This is a genomic window from Stackebrandtia sp., from assembly GCF_035643755.1.
In the GTDB taxonomy this organism is placed as follows: Bacteria; Actinomycetota; Actinomycetes; order Mycobacteriales; family Micromonosporaceae; genus Stackebrandtia.
On sequence record NZ_DASQPW010000223.1, the window covers coordinates 13452 to 31731 of the forward strand.

An 18280-nucleotide genomic window follows, 5' to 3' on the forward strand; every position below is an offset into this window, starting at 1 on the left:
TTCGCTTCAGCATCACACCGACCCATGGGTAACACCGGCGCCGTGTCCCTTTCGTTGCCAAGCCGATGAAAGGGTGTAATCAAAGAGTTAAGTTTCTCTATTGTTAAGGCGGAGCGCTCCGATCGCCTCCGATGGTACGGACGGGTGCCGCGGCGCCACGGGCGCGACCGGCCGGTACCCCTCCCCCAGCCCCGGGCGCGGATCGTCGTCGCCCCGGTTGGGCCACATCGACAGCGCCCGCTCGGCCTGGGCCGTGATCGTCAGCGACGGATTGACGCCGAGATTCGCCGACACCGTCGAACCGTCCACGATGTGCAGACCCGGCTGGCCGAAGGCGCGGTGATAGGCGTCCACCACGCCGCGCTCGGCGGACTCCCCGATCACGCAGCCGCCCAGGAAGTGCGCGGTGGTGGGCACGTTGAACATGTCCAGCCAGGTGCCGCCCGCCAGCCCGCCGATCTCCTCGGCGAGATACCGCGTCGCCTTGTGCCCCACCGGGATCCAGGTCGGGTTCGGCTCGCCGTGCCCCGGCTCGGCGCGCAGCTTGCCGCGCCTGGCGCGGACGTTGATCGAGTTGTCCCGGTTCTGCATCACCAGCGCCACCACGGTGCGCCGCGACCAGTGCCGCAGGAACGGCAGCCGCGCCGCATCCCACGGGTGCGACACCGCGAACTTCAGCAGCGTGCGCCAGCGATGCGCCTTGGCGTCCGGTGTGGACCCGTCCACCAGCAGGGTCGACAAGGCCCCCATCGCGTTGGACCCCGGGCCGTAGCGCACCGGCTCGATGTGGGTGTGCTCGTCGGGGTGGATCGACGAGGTGATCGCCAGCCCCTTCGAGTGATCGTCGCCGCGCTTGCCGAACCGCATCGCGCCGAGGATCGCCTCCGAATTGGTGCGCGTCAACTTGCCCAGCCGCGCCGACAGCCCGGGCAGCCGTCCCGCGTCCCGCATCCGATGCAGCAGGCGTTGGGTCCCATAGGTTCCGGCCGCCACCACGACCTGGTCGGCGGTCAGGGTCCGCCGCCCGCGGCCCAGCGCCCCCGTGCGGTGCACCCGCACGGCGTAGCCGCCGTCCACGGCCCGCAGCTCGTCCACGGTGGTCAGCGGGTGCACGGTGACGCCCGCCCGCTCGGCCAGGAACAGGTAGTTCTCGGTGAGCATGTTCTTGGCACCCGAGCGGCACCCGGTCATGCAGGCGCCGCAAGCGATGCAGCCCCGCCGCTTCGGCCCCGCGCCGCCGAAGAACGGGTCGGCGGCCTCGGTCTGCCCCTCGTTGAAGTACACGCCCACGGGCGTGAAGCGGAACGAATCGGCCACCCCCAGCCGCTGCGCCACCCGCCGCATCGCGGCGTCGGCCGGGGTGTCGACGGGATTGTCGACCACCCCGAGCATCCGCCGCGCCTGATCGTAGAACGGCGACAGCTCGGCCGACCAGTCCGCGATCCCCGCCCACTGTGGATCATCGAAGAACGACCGCGGCGGACGGTACAGCGTGTTGGCGTACACCAACGAACCCCCGCCCACCCCGGCCCCGGCCAACACGAGCACCCGGCTGCCCCGCTTGCCCCGCAGCAGATGCACCCGCTGAATCCCCCGCAGCCCCAGCTTCGGCGCCCACAGGAACCGCCGAAACCGCCACGAGGTCTTGGGGAGCCTGGCGTGCCGCTTCACGGGGTCGGGCTGGCTCGGGTCGTCGAAGCGCGCGCCCGCCTCCAGCACCCCGACCCGATACCCCTTCTCGGTGAGCCGCAGCGCGGCCACGCTGCCGCCGAAGCCCGAGCCGATGACCAGCACGTCGTAGTGCTCCGCGTCCTTACTCATGGGTAAGAAGTGTGCCAGAATCGCGGGATTTTCGATACCCCCGCCAAAATCGTTGGGCGCCTGGGCACCCGTCCACCAGAATGAGCGGATGCGCTGTGAGATAGACACCGATGTCGATGCCTTCTACCGCGAGGTCGCGCCCTGGCTGGGCGGCGACCCGATCGCCAACACCGTGGCGTGCACGGTGATCGCGCAGCGCACCGAGGGCGTCATGGACGCCAAGGGCGACGACCTGTGGATCCGCCTCGTCGACGACGAGGGCGTGTGCGGGGTGTCGTTTCAGACCCCGCCGCACGGGCTGTACGTCACCGCGATATCCGACGCGGCCCTGGAGGCGTTGGTGGGCGCGGTCGAGGACGCGCGCCCGCAGTTGACCGCCGTGAACGGGCCCGCCGCGACCGTGGAACGGTTCGTGGCGCTGTGGTCGGTGCGCACGGGATGCGCGGCGCGGGCGGGGATGGCCACGCGGCTGTTCTCCATCGACGAGGTGCGGCACCCACAGGGCGTCGAGGGACGACGGCGGGCGGTCGGGGCGGAAGACCGCGGCGTGGTGATCGACTGGCTGGATCGGTTCTCGCTGGAGGCCGAGGGCGGGCACGCCCAAGGGCCCGCCGAACTGGCGAAGTCGTTCGATCGGCGGCTGGCCAAGAGTCAGCCACAGTGGCTGTGGGAGGTCGACGGCGAGCCCGTGTCGATGACGCTGGAGTCGTTGAACGTCGCGGGCGTGGTGCGGGTGCAGGGGGTCTACACGCCACGGGAGCAGCGCGGGCGAGGTTACGCCAGCGCGCTGGTCGCGGAGGTGAGCGCCGAGATCCTTTCGCGCCCCGAGGTTTCGGGATGCGTCCTGTTCACCGACCTGGCCAACCCGACCAGCAACGGCGTCTACCGCAGGATCGGGTATCGGCCCGTGGGCGACCACATCAATTACGTGTTCTCGTACACCAGTCCCACGACACGGTGACATCGCCGCCGCGGGAGTGATCCAGGCATTTCGATGCGTTACCGTGTGGTGGCGGCCACGGGACAATGTGGGTCGTTGAGGGTTGACGGAAGGCATGGGTGTGTCCAGTATCGACGAATACTCCGCGCAGATTGGTGTGGCGATTCAGACCGTTGAGCAGGCGCAAACGTCTGTGGGGCAGGCGAAGTCGGATGGCGAGGATCTGGCTGGCCAGTTCGAGGGAATGGGTGCTGAGGCCACGGGGGCGACCATCAGGTCGTCGGTGGAGCAGGGCAATGAGGCTGACGGGATCTTGGTGGAGGCGATCAACAAGCTCAAGGAGATGCAGTCGACCGCCGAGTCGGCACGGGGTAACGGTTTAACAGACCAGGGTGTCGCTTCGCCGTCTGAGTCGTCGTGGCGAAACGAGGTCGATAATCCCGTTGAACCACCGAAGGGTGGCCCTGATGAGCCTGATGCCTTGCACCAGGAACTGGCCAGCACCGATGAGGGTGACAGCGGGAAGTCGAAGGCGCAGCGGTTTGGGCGAGCTTTCGTTCGGAACGCCAGCGATGTCGCTGATGTCGCTGAAGACATGACGGACAGCGTCTCGCATACCATCGACGATGACTACGATCCACACTCATACGGTGACACGCATGCCTCTACGGTGGCGTTGGTGCAGGCTCCCACGCCTGTCCCTCACGCTTCTGATGTCAAGGCGACTGATGTTGTCGGTACAGCGCTTATTTTTACCGCCGTGGCTGTTGAGGGACTGTCGCGACTTGTCAGGAAGAAGGGCTTATGGGACGTAATCAGCTTTTCCGTGGAGTTGTCAAGGCCGTGGCCCTGGGCGACGGGCCAAAGGTACGCGAACTCAATCAGCAGATCGCTGATGCCGATCGCGAGGCGTATGCCGTGTACGTCGCGGCGATGTTCGCGGGCGCTGCGGGGCACAGGTTCGAGCACGATCAAAGCCATGCCGCGATCACCAAGTTTGTCAACGAGATGCGCGACGATTTTCGGAGGGCGGATCCGCCGTTCAAGCCGTTGGTGATGGAGGGCTTGTTGCGGGTCTTGTTCGGCGAGGACCACTTGTTGGACGAGATCGCGCCCGCCGATCAACTGCGCCATCAGTTTCTGGCGATCAGGAAGATCGTGGATCAGTCTGAGTCGATGCAGGCGAACCTGGATCAGTACCTAACTGATGCTGAAACCCTTGCGGCTCAGTGGTTGAGTGAGGTTTAACGCGAGCTCGCAACAATCCGACCTCCACGCAGCTTGCGCTGGCGTTGCTCGAACTGCGGGTGCTTTTGCGCCATGTGATGCCTGGGCGGCCTGAACCTGGTTGTTGGGGTGGGACCGTGGTCACTCGATCTCCCTCATCACTTCTCGTATGAGTTTCGTCGACTCTCGAGGGGCGAGAGCTTGTTCATGAAGCCGATCGTACGCTTGTCGGTATTGATCGACCTTCGCCTCATCTTCAAGAAACGTGCGCCCCACAAGGGTTTCGATGTAAACGACATCGGGGTAGGGGTCAGGCATGTCGATGAGCGTGAATGGTCCGTCCAAGCCAGGGTGCCAACGGCCTCGGCGAGGGAGGACACGAATATCTATATTCGACTTCCTTCCCGCATCGATCAGGTGCTTCAGTTGTGCTGCTTGCGTTGTGGGGTCGCCAATCGCTCGGCGCAAGGGCGTTTCTTCAAGTACGACAGAAAGTTCACAGGGTTTGTCGCCGTCCAGAATCGTCTGGCGTTTCGCCCGCACCGTAGCTGTGCGCTCGATCTCCTCACGTGGGGCGCTGTCTCCGAGGCCAGCCGTGGCTAGAGCTTCGGCGTATGCGGGCGTGTGTAGAAGTCCGTGGATAAGTAGGGGTTCAAAGACACAAACCTTGGAAGCCCTGGCTTCCAGCCATGCGTAGTCGATGAAGTCTTTGTCAATGTTCTTGGCGTTGCCAATCCAGACATCCTTACGCCAGGCATCCTCGTTGAGCTGCAACAATACTGCCCGCTCGGGTTCATCCGATATCCCGTAGAAGTCCACTAGATCACGCACATAGGACGGCTTGGGCCTATACACCCCGTTTTCGAACCGACTGAGGGTTGCCCCGCGAATTTGCAGGTACTCGGCAGCATCCTCCAAAGTGAACCCCGCCGCGTCTCGCGCTTGTCGCAGCCGATCGCCCAGCCACTGCACCCTCAACGACAAGGCCTTGTTCTTCGCCATCGACAGGATCTCCAAAACCCGTAGGACACTGATTGCGTAAAGTTACGACCCATGCTAGCCTACGCGTGTGGCTCTAGTCACTGAAGGTGATTTCGAGGGCTGAGCTGCGAATTGAATAGAGGCTTCCGTTGTCGCTCAGCGACTTCGGGAGGAAAACGACTGGGGCGGGTCATCAAAGTTTGGCGACTTACGTCCCGCCCCAGTCCTAATGAACGGAGGTCTCCTCGTGGAGGAGATAACCGAACGTCGTCAAGTGTGCCACTCGCTACCCAGCGCAGTGAACGGTGAGGACATTGTCGTCGCCTCGATTCACCGCCTCCAGGTGGAGGTGTGGTGGATGGTCGCCGCCCGCAGGGCATCGGCCGATCCAACGTTCCCGCGTCAGCTTCGCCGTCGCGTGCCTGGGCAGCACTGCCGCGTCTCGGGATGCGTCCACCACGGCAATCGTCATCGTCCTGATGACCCGCCGTTGGCGATCCCCGCCCAACGCTTAGTCCACAGCTTTCTCCACAAGTCGCGCATGCCCTCGTGAGGTGGGCTGCGCGCGAGTGGGGCGGGTTGCGTGGGTTTTCCTCCACCACACACAGGTCGCTGCTGTTTCGGGGTCTCTTCGTCCTGCACCCAAACGGCGCCAGCCTCGTGTGCCTGCGCGCCCGCCCCACCCATCCACATCCAATAGTCCAGAAGGGAAACATTGTCATGCTTCTTCGTACCTGCGACGTCGAGTTCCTCGAACCCAACGAGGACCCGCCACCGCCCGCGCCCGTGTGTGAAGACATGAGTCTTCACGCGAAGTTGGCGACTGCTGCGCGTTCCCAGCGGGGTCGTCGTTTCGCGTTCTGCGAGATCACCGAGTCTTCGGATGGGCTACGCGCGAGGGTGGCTTTCCAGGGGATCCAAGCCAACGACGGCTCCTGCGTCCTGTTGGACGTCGGTCGTCCCGTGGGCTGGTACACCACGGTTGACTCTGCCTTCGCGCATCGAGGCAGGGACGGCATGTACCTGGTGTGGACCGAACCCTCTAATCCGCCCCACCACTCCAACGCGAACCTCGAAGCAGCCCAAGGCGAAACGACGATTTGGTGCGTCCTGCTGCCTTACCGTGCTCATGGTCCCCACGATGCTCGTATCCGTGCCATCGAACTGGCCACGGCGTTCGAAGAAACCACGCCAGGACTCACCCGTGAGATGGCGATGTTGTGCGACGCGCAAGCAAGCGGGCAACCCATCACCCTGTTCTGCCCCGAACCAGGCTGCTTGCGCGAGCCGTACCACCACGGCGACCACGCCCCTGCCAACACCGAACCCGAAAACGGGACGGCAGACAACACCCCCACACCCGCCGCGGCCGAGGAACCAAGCACCAACGGTGAGGGTGAGGGCGATGAGTGATTCCGCTGTGGTGATCATGCTCGGGTTGTTCCACGCGTCGATGCGTCAGGTCTCGGCTGTCACTGTTGAGGGCACGTTCACGGTGCATCTCGATGTGATCGGGCACAGGGGTATCGCGTCACACCTGGGGTCGATCAAGGACATCGACAGCTCCCGCCCCGTGTTGAAAGTGTCCCTGCCACACGGCATCTGGGCCAGTGAACCTGCCGTGCGCTGGCATCTGATTCGCCAGGCACAGAACCTGTGGCGCACGCATCGCAAGCTTTCGAGGGCGCTGCCTCATGTCTGAGTTGGACGAACTGTCCGAAGCTGTCGGCAACGCCGTGGCGATGGCGAATGAGGCGCACATGCACACGGGCAACGCCGAAGAACTCGCACAACGCATCGCCCAGCTCGGACACGGTATCGGTTTCGGCAACGACCCGATGCTGATCATCGCCGCCAGCGAACACATCACCAACGCACTCGGGGTCCTGTTTTCGGCAGCAGCTGATTTGGAACAGGCCCAAACCTTCATCACCCAAGCAAGAGAACAACAGTAAGAAGCCAAGGGGGAGCCACAAACCCATGACTGTCCACAGCTACACCGAAGAGGGCCCTTGGGGTCCCGTGCACGTTCGTGTGTTCGACCCCGACACCGCACCCACACTCAGGTTCGGTCTGATGTACCCCCATGGGCCACTGGCCGACAGGGCACGCGAAGTCGGCAAGCGATTCGAGATCCCGAAACGACACCTGCCCAAAAGGCGACTGAGGGCCGTCATCGCACTCGGTTTGTTCCCCCTGTTGTGGGTGCTACCGAAATGCGGGGAGTGCGGGCAGCCCTGGCCCTGCACACCACTCACCGACCACTTCCGACACACCCTCGGATGGGCAGGAGACCTCCAAGCGAAATACAAGGCCATGTCCACAAAGCGACGCCGAACCAAGGCGACCAAGAGGAACCCGACAGCCATCTCACATCGCGCCAGGCCACGACGACGCTGGGGGAGATGACGCGACGGCAGACGCAACTCCCCATCGCGCAGCCAATGAGGGAGCGACAGGTTCACGACCGCCTGCCGTCCCGACGCGGTCAACCCCGCGGGGGCGGCAGACCAAGCACCCAACCCAACCCGCGGCTTCCCAACGGCGAGAACCGTGGAAACTGTTCGCCGTGGAAGAGGCAGCCGCACCTCCCCGCCCCTGAACTATCGCGACACGGCTACGCCGTCTTACGCCGCTTCAACGTCCTCGTCTGCCGATACGGGCTGGTCCGGGGAACCAGGGTGGGGTTGACGTTCTTGCCGACCACGTCGGCGGTGATGACCACCCGCTCGACCTTGTCGGCGTGGCTGGGGATCTCGTACATCACGGGCTGCAGCACCTCTTCGAGGATGGCCCGCAGCGCCCTGGCGCCCGTGCCGCGCAGCAGGGCCGCCTCGGCGATCGGTTGGTAGGAGTCGGGTTCGAAGGTCAGCTCGACGCCGTCCAGCTCCAGGAGTCGTTGGTACTGCTTGATGAGCGCGTTGCGCGGCTCGGTGAGGATCTTGATCAGGGTGTCCTCGTCGAGGTGGCGCACCGTCGTCAGCACGGGGACCCTGCCGACGAACTCGGGGATCAGCCCGAACTGGAGGAGGTCGTCGGGCATGACCTCGGCCAGCAGGTCGTCGGAGTTGCGTTCCGAGCGGCTGCGCAGCTGGGCGGTGAAACCCAGGCCCCGCTTGCCGAGCCGCTGTTCGACTATGGACTCCAGCCCCTGGAAGGAGCCGCCGCAGATGAACAGGATGTTGGTGGTGTCGATCTGGAGGAAGTCCTGGTGGGGGTGTTTTCGCCCGCCCTGCGGGGGTACCGAGGCGACCGTGCCCTCCAGGATCTTCAGCAGGGCCTGCTGGACGCCCTCGCCCGAGACGTCGCGGGTGATCGAGGGGCTTTCGGACTTGCGTCCGGCCTTGTCGACCTCGTCGATGTAGATGATGCCCGTCTCGGCGCGCTTGATGTCGTAGTCGGCCGCCACGATCAGCTTGAGCAGGATGTTCTCGACGTCCTCGCCGACGTAGCCCGCCTCGGTGAGCGCCGTGGCGTCGGCGATGGCGAAGGGGACGTTCAGCATCCTGGCCAGGGTCTGGGCCAGATGTGTCTTGCCCGAACCAGTCGGGCCGATCATCAGGATGTTCGACTTGGACAGTTCCACGTCCGATGTCGAGTGGGGGGAGCGCTGGGCGCCCGCCTCGAGCCGCACCCGCTTGTAGTGGTTGTAGACGGCCACCGCGAGCGAGCGCTTGGCGTCCTCCTGCCCCACCACGTACTCATCGAGGAACTCGCAGATCTCCTTGGGCTTGGGGAGGTCGCCCCACGACGCCTCCGCCGTCTCGGCGAGCTCTTCCTCGATGATCTCGTTGCACAGGTCAACGCATTCGTCGCATATGTACACGCCGTGTCCGGCGATGAGCTTCTTGACCTGACGTTGCGTCTTTCCACAGAACGAACACTTCAGCATGTCGCTTTCGCCCAGTCGTGGTGCCACGCCTGCCCACTCCCTGCTACCGTCATGCCCCGCGACCAGGTCGCGAAGCGAAACGAAGTCCAAAATAGTCCCCCGCCGACGCCTGAGCAGGGCGCCGACCGCGAAGCCAACCGGTGCATCGGAAGACCGATGCCACAACCGACCTTAGCCGTCCGGGGGCCGAGGCGCCAGACTGTTTGTGCGCCTCGACCACCGGAGGGATGTTCACGCCGAGGTGACGGCGGGCTTGTTCTTCTTGCGGTACGCCATGACCGAGTCGACCAGGCCGTATTCCTTGGCCTCCTCGGCATTGAGGAATTTGTCGCGCTCGATGTCACGCCGGACCTTCTCGATGCTCTGGCCGGAGTGCTTGGCCAGGATCTCCTCCATCTGCTCGCGCATCCGCAGGATCTCGCGGGCCTGGATCTCCATGTCGGAGGCCTGGCCGTAGGAGCCCTCGGTGGACGGCTGGTGGATGATCACCCGGGAGTTGGGCAGCGCCAGGCGCTTGCCCGGGGCGCCCGCCGCCAGCAGCACCGCCGCCGCCGAGGCCGCCTGGCCCATGCACACCGTGCGGATGTCGCAGCGGATGTACTGCATGGTGTCGTAGATGGCCATCAGCGCGGTCAGCGAGCCGCCGGGCGAGTTGATGTAGATCTCGATGTCGCGCTCGGGGTCATTACCCTCCAGCACCAACAGCTGCGACATGATGTCGTTGGCGGAGGTGTCGTCCACAGGAGACCCGAGGAAGATGATCCGGTCCTCGAACATCTTGTTGTACGGGTTCATCTCCTTGACCCCGTACGAGGTCTTCTCCGTGTACGACGGAATGATGTAGCGGGCGTTGAAGTCGTAGTCCATGTCTATTGCGTCCCTTCTGTACCTAAGCTGCGGGTTCCCGCGCCACCGGGAACCTGCGTCGCACCGGTGATGACCTGGTCGATGAATCCGTAGTCCTTGGCCTCCTCGGCGGTGAACCAGCGGTCACGATCGGAGTCGGACTCGATCTCCTCCAGCGTCCGTCCAGTGTGGGACGACACCCGCTCCTGGAACATCTTCTTCGTGTACAGCATCTGCTCGGCCAGGATGGCCACATCGGAGGCGGTGCCGCCGATGCCGCCGGACGGCTGGTGCATCATGATGCGCGCGTGCGGCAGGGCGTAACGCTTCCCGGGGGTGCCCGCACACAGCAGCAACTGCCCCATCGACGCGGCCATTCCCATCGCGATGGTGGAGACGTCGTTGCTGATGAACTGCATGGTGTCGTAGATCGCCATGCCGTCGTACACCGAGCCGCCGGGCGAGTTGATGTACAAGCTGATGTCGCGCTCCGGGTCCTCGGCGGCCAACAGCAGCAGCTGCGCGCTGAGCCGGTTGGCGACCTGGCTGGTCACCTCGGTGCCCAGGAAGATGATCCGGTCCTTGAGCAGCCGGTTGTAGACCATGTCGTCGAAGCCGTAGTTCGCGGCGTCCTCACCACGTGCCGTGGGGGCGAACGGATTGTCCAGATGTGTCATGTCGGCCTCTCTTGCTTTCAGGTCCTTATCCGTATGCAATGCGACCCTAACCGGCCGCGAGGACGAAACCGGGTAGGTTTCGGCCTTGTTCGCTTCCAGCGGAGGGCTTCGCTGATAGCGAACCGGCCCGCCACGGGTACGCGGCGGGCCGGTATCTCGCTTGTGGAGTCTTACTCGGACGCTTCGTCGGCGTCGGTGGTGCCCGCCTCGTCGCCGGCGACCGGCTTCGGGAACAGCGTCTCCTCGTCCAGGGTCTTGCCGCTGGAGTCGGTGATGGTGGCCGCCCGCACGACCTCGTCGAGGGCAAGGGCGCGGCGGATCTCGGCGGTGAGGCCCGGCAGCAGGCCCCGGTCGCGCAGCACGTTGGCGAACTGCTGGTGCTGGCTTTCGGGGACGCCCTGCTGCAGCGCGCGGCGCTGGATCTCGGCGGTGAGCTGCTCGGCCGTGACCTGGATCTCGGAGTCGTCGGCGACCTTGTCCAGCACCAGCTGGCGGCGCAGCCCGACGGCGGCGGTCTCCCTCTGCGACTCGGCGAACTCGTCGGGGTCCTGGCCCTGCGCCGACAGGTAGGTCTCGAAGTCCAGACCCATCTGGGTGAGCTGGTTGCGCAGGTGCTCGGTGCGGTTCTCCACCTCTTCGTCCACGGCGCCGTCGGGCACCGGCAGGTCGAGCGAGTCGACCAGGGCGTTGAGGGTGTTCTCGCGCACCTGCTGGCCCTGGGCGTTGGACGCCCGGGACGCGAGGGTGTCGCGGGTGGAGTCGCGCAGCTCCTCCAGGGTGTCGTACTCCGAGGCCATCTGGGCGAAGTCGTCGTCGAGCTCGGGGAGCTCACGCTCCTTGACGCTGCCGACCTTGACCTCGACGTCGGCGTTCTCGCCGGCGCGGTCGCCGCCGGCCAGGGCGCTGGAGAAGGTCTTGGTGTCGCCGGCGCTCATGCCGACCAGGGCCTCGTCGAGCCCGTCCAGCAGGTCTCCGGCGCCGACCTCGTGGGACATGCCGGTGGTGCTGCCGCCCTCGACCTCGTCGCCGTCGATGGTGGCCTTCAGGTCGATGGTCACGAAGTCGCCGTTGGCGGCCTCGCGCTCGACGGTCTTCAGCGTGCCGAAGCGCAGCCGGAGGTTTTCGATCTCGGTGTCGATCTGCTCGTCGGTCACGTCGGTGGACTCGACCTCGACCTCGAGGTCGCCCAGCTCGGGCAGGTCGAACTCCGGCGCCACGTCCACCTCGGCGGTGAAGGTGAGCGGCTTGCCCTCGGCGATCGGCTCCAGGTCGGTGACGCTGGGGCGGCCCAGCACCCGGACGTTGTTCTCCTGGATCGCGGCGAACAGCTGGCGCGGCAGGGCCGCGTCGGTGGCCTCGGCGTAGACGGCGTCCTTGCCGACGCGCTGGTCGATGACGGCCTTGGGGGCCTTACCGGGGCGGAAACCCGGCACCTTGACCTGCTGGCCGACCTTCTTGTATGCCTGCGTCAGGTGTTCGCCGAGTTCCTCAAAAGGCACCTCGACGGACAGCCGCACCCTGGTGGGGCTCAGGGTTTCGACGGTGCTTTTCACAGGCATTCTCCTTGGTGATTCTTTTCTGAAGCTTCATCGGTGACGACCGCGCGATGTGCAGGCCTCAAAACCCTATTCGGCGAGACATTGATGTGTAGCCACCCCGCACGAGTCTAAGCCGTCGTCGCGAGATGCCCGCACCGGAGTGGGGCCGGGTGACTGGCATCGCCCGTTCGGTCACACAGAGTCGATCGCGGCGGTGACGATGTTGATCGCCTCCTCGCGGCCGAGCCCCAATTCCCGCGCCTTGTGGGCATAGGTGGCCGCGGCGACCTGGGCGCGGCGGCGGGTGTGGCTTCCGGCGGCGCTGACATAGCTTCCGGCCCGGCCGCGGGTCTCGATCAGCCCGGCCTCCTCCAGCTCGCGGTAGGCGCGCGCGACGGTGTTGGGTGCCAGGCCGAGGTCGTCGGCGAACCCGCGAACGGTGGGCAGCCGCGTCCCCACCGGCAGCTCGTGATCGTTGATCTGGCGGGCGAGTTCGGCGCGGACCTGCTCGAAGGGCGGCACCGCGGAGGTGTTGTCGATAGTGATGATCAATGTGTCGTTCCTAGCGAGGAGTCGGTCTCCTTATGTATCAGTTTCTGTATCGCCTACACAATACAATATCAGATACAAACTGGTGCCGCCCGCTCGTCAATCCCGTGACGGTTGCCATCCGTCGGCCTCGAAGCGCTTGGCATCGGCGCCGCGTTCGCCGTCGAAGACGACGCGGTGTCCGTCGCGCACAACGACCCTGTCGACGTACACGCCGCGGCCCCGCTGTTGGGGGTCGGTGGTGTATTGCCAGCGCAGGGTCGCGGTGTCGGCGGGAAGGTCGGCGTTGGCGCGGATCCAGCGCCGGGCGGAGAAGCCGTGGAAGGAGCCGTCGGTGTTCCATTCGTATGCGCCCGACCGCAGCTGAAGGGGCACGCGGGAGAAGGTGCCGTCAGCGCCGCCGGCCAGCAGCTCGCCGACGTCGGTGTCCTCGGTGTCGTACCACAGGAGGAAGGACAGGCGGCCGTCCTTCGGCGGGGTCTCCAGCGGCAGGGACAGGGTGGCGACGGTGGCGTCGGGCGCGCCCGTGTACCAGGCGCTCGGCGTGTGCGCGTCGACGGCGACGGCGCGGGCCAGGTCGTGGGCGCCGGCGCGGCGATAGGCGCTGTCGGTGCCCCAGTTGCGGGTCGGGTGGACGCGGTTGGTCAGCAGGACGTACAGGGTCTCGTCGGACGGGTCGACGACGACGCAGGTGCCGGTGAAGCCGGTGTGCCCGGCCGACACCGGGGTGGACAGCGCGTCCATGTAGAAGCGCTGGTCGAGCTGCCAGCCGAGCCCGCGGCCGGCCTCCGGCGGCAGGTCGGCGTTGTAGTTGGTGAGCAGGGCGCGGACGGTGTCCTGGCGCAGCAGCCGCTCGCCGCCGTAGGTTCCTCCATTAAGGATTGTCTGGGCGAAGACGGCGACGTCGGCGGCGGTGGAGAAGATCCCGGCGTGCCCGGCCACTCCCCCGAACGACCAGGCGTTCTCGTCGTGCACCTCGCCGTGGACGACGCCGCCGCGCAGCTCGAGCTGGTACTCGGTGGCGGCGATGCGGTCCAGTTGCGACTTCGGCGGGTTGTAGCCGGTGTCGCGCAGGCCGAGCGGGTCGGTGATCCGGCGCTTCACCTCGGCGTCCAGTGTGGAACCCGTCACCTTCTCGATGAGGACGCCCATGGTGATGAGGTTGAGGTCGGAGTACTCGTAGGTGGTGCCGGGCGCGTGGTGGAGCTCGGAGGTGTAGATGGCGCGCATCCGGGCGGCGTTGTCGGGCTCGGTGTACAGCGGCAGCCAGGACTTCAGGCCGGAGACGTGGCGCAGCAGGAACTTCAGGGTGATGGGGGCCTTGGCCGGGTCGCTGGCGGCGAAGTCGGGCAGGTAGTCGGCGACCGGCGCGTCCAGGTCGATGTCGCCGTCCTCGTGCAGCTGGGTGGCGACCATCGAGGTGAACAGCTTGGACATCGACGCCAGGTCGAACCTGGTGTCGGTGCGCATCGCGATCTTCTGGTCCTCGGGGAGGTCGACGGCGGTGTCGGTGTCGGAGTCGTAGCTGGCGTAACGCAGGGCGTACCCGCCGGACTCGTGGGTCACGATGACGCCCCTGCGGGCGGCCAGCACCACGAAGCCGGGGTGGGAGGGCCGGGGGCGCCCCTCGCCGGGCTTCATGAACGCGGCCGTGTCGCCGACGATCTTGTCCACATGGGGCTTCAGCAGCCCGGCCTCGCGCGGGCTGCCCGGGCGCAGGCGGCGGCGGTGGAAACGCAGATCGTCGGGGGTGACGGTGGGCGGCCCGGCCTTGCCTTCCTCGGCCGCCGCGGCGGCGGGTGCGATCATGCCGCCCAGTATGGGTGCCGATCCGGCGATGACGATGCCGCCCAGGATGTCTCTGCGTTTCATGGCCTCACCTGTACAACAGATACTTGTCACGAACGTCGCGGAAGGCCGACAGCTCCTTCGACCAGCCGTCCATCACCTCATCGACGTCCTTGCCGGCCTCGATGTCCTTGCGGACCTGGTCGGAGCCGGTGAGCTTGTCGATCCACGGGGTGTCGCCGGGGTTGGCCTCGGTGCGCCAGCCGTACTTCGGGTACACCTTCCGCTGGGCGATGATCATGGCCAGCGCGGTGCGGATCGGGTCGAAGCGCCGATAGTCGGTGACGTGGACCTCTACTCCCCCACAGGTCTTCGACTCCCATTTGGAGAAGGTCGGCACGAAGTACGCCTCCCGGAAGCGAACCCCGGGAAGGTCCAGTTTGGTGAGCGCCTGCTCCCAGTGGTGGTCGATGTCGGGGGCGCCGACGGTCTGGAACGGCGTGGTGGTGCCGCGTCCCTCCGACAGCGCGGACGCCTCGAACAGGCACATGCCCGAGTAGACCCGGGCGGTGTCGGTCGTGGGCATGTTCGGCGACGGCGGAATCCACGGCAGCCCCGTGTCGGCGTAGGCCATCCGGCGGTTCCAGCCCGACATCCGCATCACCTTGAGGTCCACCGGTTTGCCGACCGAGTCGGGAATGAACTCGCCGTTGTACAGCCCGGCCAGCTCGCCCACGGTCAGGCCGTGGCGCTGCGAGATCGGCTTCAGGCCGACGAAGGAGGCGACCTCCTTGTGCAGGATCGGGCCGTACGCGTCGCGCGCGGTGCACGGATTGGGGCGGTCCAGCACCATGAACTCGATGCCGTTGTCGGCGGCGGCCTCCATCGCCAGGTACAGCGTCCAGATATAGGTGTAGAAGCGCGCGCCGACGTCCTGGATGTCGAACACGATGGTGTCGAGCTTCAGTTCCTTGAAGTAGTCCTTCATCTTGTCGGCGTCGTTGTACGCGTTGTACACCGGCAGCCCGGTCTTCGGGTCGATGAAGTAGTCCTCGCCCTGGCCCGCCTGGGAGGTGCCGCGGAAACCGTGCTCGGGTCCGAAGACCGCGATCAGGTTGACCGCCTTGGACGCGAACATCACGTCCACCTCGTGCCGGAGCTTCGCGGTGACGCCGGTCGGGTTCGAGATCACCCCGACCCGCTTTCCCTTGAGCTGCCGGTAATCCGCCGCGGCCAGGGCGTCGAAGCCGGTGCGGACCCGGCCGGATGCGTCCTCGGCGAAGGCGGGGGCCGAGGAGGTCAGCAGCGGGGCCGCGGCCACGGCGGCCGAGGCGGCGAAGACGGAGCGACGTCGCATGATGGCGTTCCTTTTAGGAGTAGCGAAGACCGGTGCCGTACTTGAACAGCGCCTTGTCGGGGTCGTCTGCGGTGGGAATGGTGACCGGCAGCTTCCCGGACGGGTTCACCGCGCCGGTGAGCACGCGGGCCGCCGAATCCAGGGCCACATTGGTGTAGGAGTACGTGGACACGTACGTGTCGACGTCCGGGAACTGGTTGATGTCGTACGGTTCCTTCACCGACACCACCGCCACCGGCGTGGAGGACTTGGCCAGCGCCTTGACAAGCGCGGCCTGGGCCGGGTGCGCGCCGACCGTCTGGGTCGCCACCACCACGGCGTCGGCGTCCTTCGCCTTCGACACGGCGCTGTCGATCGTGGACGACGACGGATCGGTTCCGGTGTTGTACGCCGTGGCCGTCCGGCCGTCGCCGGTGAGCTTCTTGGACAGCTCGGCGGTCATGCCGTCACCGGCACCGGCCACCAGGATCTTCTTCTTGGAGTCCGCCAACGGAAGCAGCTTGGCGTCGTTCTTGACCAATGTGGTGGTCTTGTCGGTGATCTTGCTCGCGGTCGCCTTGTGGCTCTTGGTGCCCACGATGGAGTCGACCTTGTCGACGTCCACATAGGGGTTCTTCACGACGCCGCGCATGTACTTGACCTTGAGGATGCGCCGCACCGACTGGTCGATGCGCTTTTCGGTCAGCTTGCCGTCCTTGACGGCGGCCAGCACGGAGTTGATGGCCAGCTTGAGGTCCGGCGGCATCAGGAGCATGTCGGCGCCGGCCTGCAGGGCCTTCACCGGGATCACCTTGTCGGAGTAGAGCTTGCGCACGCCCGCCATGGACAGGGAGTCGGTGACGATCAGGCCGTCGAAGCCGAGCTTCTCGCGCAGCAGCCCGGTGAGGATCGGCTTGGACAGCGTCGCCGGGTCCTTGGACTTGTCGAGCGCGGGGAACTGGATGTGCGCCGACATGATCGAGTCGATGCCGGCCTTGATCGCGGCCTTGAACGGCGGCGCGTCCAGCTTCTCCCACTGCTTCTTGGTGTGGTTGATGATCGGCAGGTCGGTGTGGCTGTCGGTGGCGGTGTCGCCGTGGCCCGGGAAGTGCTTGGCGGTCGACGTCACGCCGTTCTTTCCCTGGTAGCCCTTGACCTGGGCCGTCACCATGGACGCCGCCAGCGTCGGGTCGGCGCCGAACGAGCGCACCCCGATCACGGGGTTGGCGGGGTTGACGTTGACGTCGGCGTCGGGGGCGAAGTCCTGGTTGATGCCCACGGCGCGCAGCTCCGCGCCCGCGATGGCGCCCGCGGTCTCGGCGTCGTCGGGGCTGCGACCGGCGCCCAGCGGCATGGCGCCGGGCCACTCGGTGGCGGGCGGTCCCATCCGCACCACGGTGCCGGTCTCCTGGTCGGTGGACACCAGCAGCGGGATCTTGGACTTCTGCTTGGCGGCGGCCTTCTGGACGCCGTTGGACAACCCGGCGATCTTCTTGGGGTCGGTCAGGCCGTTCGACCATCCGAAGTAGATCACGCCGCCGAGGTGATACTTGTCGATGAGCTGGGAGGCGTTGTCCACGCCGTGCAGCTGCTGGTTCTTCTTGACGGCGGCGGGATCGGTGGTGTCGGCGGACTCGCCGTACGCGTAGTGGATGAAGAGCTGACCGACCTTGTCGGAGAGGCTGAGCTTCTTCAGGGTCGCGTTGGCCCAGGCGGTCGCGGCGTCCTCGCGGGTGGAGGAGGCGTCGGAGGAGTGATCGGCCGAGTCGGAGGGGGCGCAGGCGGCCAGTGATGCGCCGAGACTGACGGTCAACACGACGCCGAGCGTACGGCGGGACAGACGGAACATGTGGGGCCGCTCCTTCGGATTGACGGTGGGGGCCCGGGGGTCTGACGCCAACCTAATGCGGGTGGGATCGGAAAGCAACCGATCCCACCCGGTGAGTCATCAGGTGTTGTTCGCCAGCGCCAGCAGGCGGGCGGCGGAACCGTTGAAGTGGTCACGGTCGACGTTGCCGCTGATGCCGGACACGCGGCCGGTGGAGCTGAACTGCCAGGCGGTCCAGGTCGGGAAGCCCGCCGGGATGGACGGCGAGGAGACGCCCCAGTGGGCGACCCACATCGGGGACTTGGCGCCCATGCCGGTCCAGCCGCCGGTGCAGGAGGACCACCAGCTGCGGGTGGTGTAGATAACCACGTCGCGGCCGGTCTTGGACTTGTAGGTGTTGTAGAACGCCAGGATCCAGTTGCGCATCGACGACTGGGACAGACCGGCGCAGCCGGCCTCCAGGTCGACGGCGCCCGGCAGGGTCTTGCCGTCCTTGGACCATCCGCCGCCGTGGGAGGCGAAGTAGGTGGCCTGCGCCGAGCCGCTGGAGTTACCGGGGCGCGCGAAGTGGTAGGCGCCGCGGATCACGCCCGCGTTGTAGGCGTTGGTGTAGTTCGCGTTGAACCGCGAGTCGTGGTAGGTGGTGCCCTCGGTCGCCTTGATCCAGGCGAACGAAATGCCCGCGGACTTCACCGACGACCAGTTGATGGAACCCTGGTAGCTGGACACGTCGATGCCCTCGGGGTTCGCCTTTGTCGTCACGTCGGCGTTGGCTAGTGGCACCGCCACCGCCGTGATGCCGATCGCCATCGCGACGGTCGCGATGATGACCGGCAGGCGCCAGCGACGAGATTTCT

The 18280-nt window shown here is 66.1% G+C and carries 17 protein-coding genes; 5 read left to right on the top strand and 12 right to left on the bottom strand.

The window, feature by feature from the left end; all coding sequences use genetic code 11:
• Positions 1-87: 87 nt before the first annotated feature.
• Positions 88-1821 carry a GMC family oxidoreductase gene (locus tag VE172_RS17150; RefSeq protein WP_324803164.1) on the bottom strand — a complete coding sequence of 578 codons (1734 nt, stop codon included), beginning with the start codon at positions 1819-1821 and terminating at the stop codon, positions 88-90.
• An 88-nt stretch (positions 1822-1909) separates the two neighbouring features.
• Between VE172_RS17150 and VE172_RS17155 the strand changes: the two genes are divergently transcribed.
• Complete coding sequence (locus tag VE172_RS17155; RefSeq protein WP_324803165.1) at positions 1910-2782, top strand: GNAT family N-acetyltransferase; 873 nt, start codon at positions 1910-1912, stop codon at positions 2780-2782.
• 783 nt (positions 2783-3565) lie between these two features.
• Entirely contained in the window at positions 3566-4009 is a 444-nt protein-coding gene (locus VE172_RS17160) for a hypothetical protein (protein ID WP_324803166.1), read from the top strand.
• On the opposite strand, the gene VE172_RS25730 is transcribed toward VE172_RS17160, so the two are convergent.
• Together VE172_RS25730 and VE172_RS17165 are read right to left on the bottom strand one after the other, a co-directional pair.
• Complete coding sequence (locus VE172_RS25730; protein WP_414715117.1) at positions 3909-4133, bottom strand: DUF397 domain-containing protein; 225 nt, start codon at positions 4131-4133, stop codon at positions 3909-3911. The genes VE172_RS17160 and VE172_RS25730 overlap by 101 nt on opposite strands.
• Complete coding sequence (locus tag VE172_RS17165; RefSeq protein ID WP_324803167.1) at positions 4130-4990, bottom strand: helix-turn-helix domain-containing protein; 861 nt, start codon at positions 4988-4990, stop codon at positions 4130-4132. Before VE172_RS17165 ends, VE172_RS25730 begins: the two co-directional genes overlap by 4 nt.
• 699 nt (positions 4991-5689) lie before the next feature.
• On the opposite strand from VE172_RS17165, the gene VE172_RS17170 reads away from it, so the two are divergent.
• The 3 genes from VE172_RS17170 to VE172_RS17180 are packed head-to-tail and all read left to right on the top strand — an operon-like array spanning position 5690 to position 6924.
• Positions 5690-6382: a hypothetical protein gene (locus tag VE172_RS17170; protein WP_324803168.1), complete on the top strand. Its 693-nt coding sequence runs from the start codon at positions 5690-5692 to the stop codon at positions 6380-6382.
• Positions 6375-6671 (top strand): hypothetical protein, encoded by a 297-nt coding sequence (locus VE172_RS17175; protein ID WP_324803169.1) that lies wholly within the window; start codon positions 6375-6377, stop codon positions 6669-6671. The genes VE172_RS17170 and VE172_RS17175 overlap by 8 nt, the downstream gene beginning before the upstream one ends.
• Entirely contained in the window at positions 6664-6924 is a 261-nt protein-coding gene (locus tag VE172_RS17180; RefSeq protein ID WP_324803170.1) for a hypothetical protein, read from the top strand. Before VE172_RS17175 ends, VE172_RS17180 begins: the two co-directional genes overlap by 8 nt.
• A gap of 662 nt (positions 6925-7586) precedes the next feature.
• Here the strand turns inward: VE172_RS17180 and clpX are convergent.
• The 9 genes from clpX to VE172_RS17225 all read right to left on the bottom strand — a co-directional run bounded on the left by clpX (position 7587) and on the right by VE172_RS17225 (position 18233).
• Entirely contained in the window at positions 7587-8861 is a 1275-nt protein-coding gene (gene clpX, locus VE172_RS17185; RefSeq protein WP_324803200.1) for an ATP-dependent Clp protease ATP-binding subunit ClpX, read from the bottom strand.
• A gap of 231 nt (positions 8862-9092) precedes the next feature.
• Complete coding sequence (locus tag VE172_RS17190; RefSeq protein WP_324803171.1) at positions 9093-9728, bottom strand: ATP-dependent Clp protease proteolytic subunit; 636 nt, start codon at positions 9726-9728, stop codon at positions 9093-9095.
• Positions 9729-9730: 2 nt separating this feature from the next.
• Positions 9731-10384: an ATP-dependent Clp protease proteolytic subunit gene (locus VE172_RS17195; RefSeq protein ID WP_324803172.1), complete on the bottom strand. Its 654-nt coding sequence runs from the start codon at positions 10382-10384 to the stop codon at positions 9731-9733.
• Between the two features lie 170 nt (positions 10385-10554).
• Complete coding sequence (tig, locus tag VE172_RS17200; protein WP_324803173.1) at positions 10555-11937, bottom strand: trigger factor; 1383 nt, start codon at positions 11935-11937, stop codon at positions 10555-10557.
• Between the two features lie 177 nt (positions 11938-12114).
• On the bottom strand, positions 12115-12474 hold the full coding sequence (locus VE172_RS17205) for a GntR family transcriptional regulator (protein ID WP_324803174.1): 360 nt from the start codon (positions 12472-12474) through the stop codon (positions 12115-12117).
• Between the two features lie 96 nt (positions 12475-12570).
• Positions 12571-14343 carry a serine hydrolase domain-containing protein gene (locus VE172_RS17210; protein ID WP_324803175.1) on the bottom strand — a complete coding sequence of 591 codons (1773 nt, stop codon included), beginning with the start codon at positions 14341-14343 and terminating at the stop codon, positions 12571-12573.
• A gap of 4 nt (positions 14344-14347) precedes the next feature.
• Entirely contained in the window at positions 14348-15616 is a 1269-nt protein-coding gene (locus VE172_RS17215) for an exo-beta-N-acetylmuramidase NamZ family protein (protein WP_324803176.1), read from the bottom strand.
• 13 nt (positions 15617-15629) lie between these two features.
• The gene (locus VE172_RS17220) at positions 15630-17444 is read right to left on the bottom strand and encodes a glycoside hydrolase family 3 protein (RefSeq protein ID WP_324803177.1); all 1815 of its coding nucleotides are present in this window, start codon (positions 17442-17444) and stop codon (positions 15630-15632) included.
• 99 nt (positions 17445-17543) lie between these two features.
• Positions 17544-18233: a GH25 family lysozyme gene (locus tag VE172_RS17225; RefSeq protein WP_349258432.1), complete on the bottom strand. Its 690-nt coding sequence runs from the start codon at positions 18231-18233 to the stop codon at positions 17544-17546.
• Between the last annotated feature and the right edge of the window lie 47 nt (positions 18234-18280).

What these genes read in the sequence shown, in the direction of transcription:
- VE172_RS17190 (WP_324803171.1), bottom strand. Translation starts at nt 9,728, where the DNA reads ATGGACTACGACTTCAACGCCCGCTACATCATTCCGTCGTACACGGAG.
- VE172_RS17215 (WP_324803176.1), bottom strand. Translation starts at nt 15,616, where the DNA reads ATGCGACGTCGCTCCGTCTTCGCCGCCTCGGCCGCCGTGGCCGCGGCC.
- VE172_RS17150 (WP_324803164.1), bottom strand. Translation starts at nt 1,821, where the DNA reads ATGAGTAAGGACGCGGAGCACTACGACGTGCTGGTCATCGGCTCGGGC.
- VE172_RS17175 (WP_324803169.1), top strand. Translation starts at nt 6,375, where the DNA reads ATGAGTGATTCCGCTGTGGTGATCATGCTCGGGTTGTTCCACGCGTCG.
- VE172_RS17165 (WP_324803167.1), bottom strand. Translation starts at nt 4,990, where the DNA reads ATGGCGAAGAACAAGGCCTTGTCGTTGAGGGTGCAGTGGCTGGGCGAT.
- VE172_RS17210 (WP_324803175.1), bottom strand. Translation starts at nt 14,343, where the DNA reads ATGAAACGCAGAGACATCCTGGGCGGCATCGTCATCGCCGGATCGGCA.
- VE172_RS17180 (WP_324803170.1), top strand. Translation starts at nt 6,664, where the DNA reads ATGTCTGAGTTGGACGAACTGTCCGAAGCTGTCGGCAACGCCGTGGCG.
- VE172_RS17160 (WP_324803166.1), top strand. Translation starts at nt 3,566, where the DNA reads ATGGGACGTAATCAGCTTTTCCGTGGAGTTGTCAAGGCCGTGGCCCTG.
- VE172_RS17225 (WP_349258432.1), bottom strand. Translation starts at nt 18,233, where the DNA reads ATGGCGATCGGCATCACGGCGGTGGCGGTGCCACTAGCCAACGCCGAC.
- VE172_RS17220 (WP_324803177.1), bottom strand. Translation starts at nt 17,444, where the DNA reads ATGTTCCGTCTGTCCCGCCGTACGCTCGGCGTCGTGTTGACCGTCAGT.
- VE172_RS17170 (WP_324803168.1), top strand. Translation starts at nt 5,690, where the DNA reads ATGCTTCTTCGTACCTGCGACGTCGAGTTCCTCGAACCCAACGAGGAC.
- VE172_RS17155 (WP_324803165.1), top strand. Translation starts at nt 1,910, where the DNA reads ATGCGCTGTGAGATAGACACCGATGTCGATGCCTTCTACCGCGAGGTC.
- VE172_RS17195 (WP_324803172.1), bottom strand. Translation starts at nt 10,384, where the DNA reads ATGACACATCTGGACAATCCGTTCGCCCCCACGGCACGTGGTGAGGAC.
- clpX (WP_324803200.1), bottom strand. Translation starts at nt 8,861, where the DNA reads ATGCTGAAGTGTTCGTTCTGTGGAAAGACGCAACGTCAGGTCAAGAAG.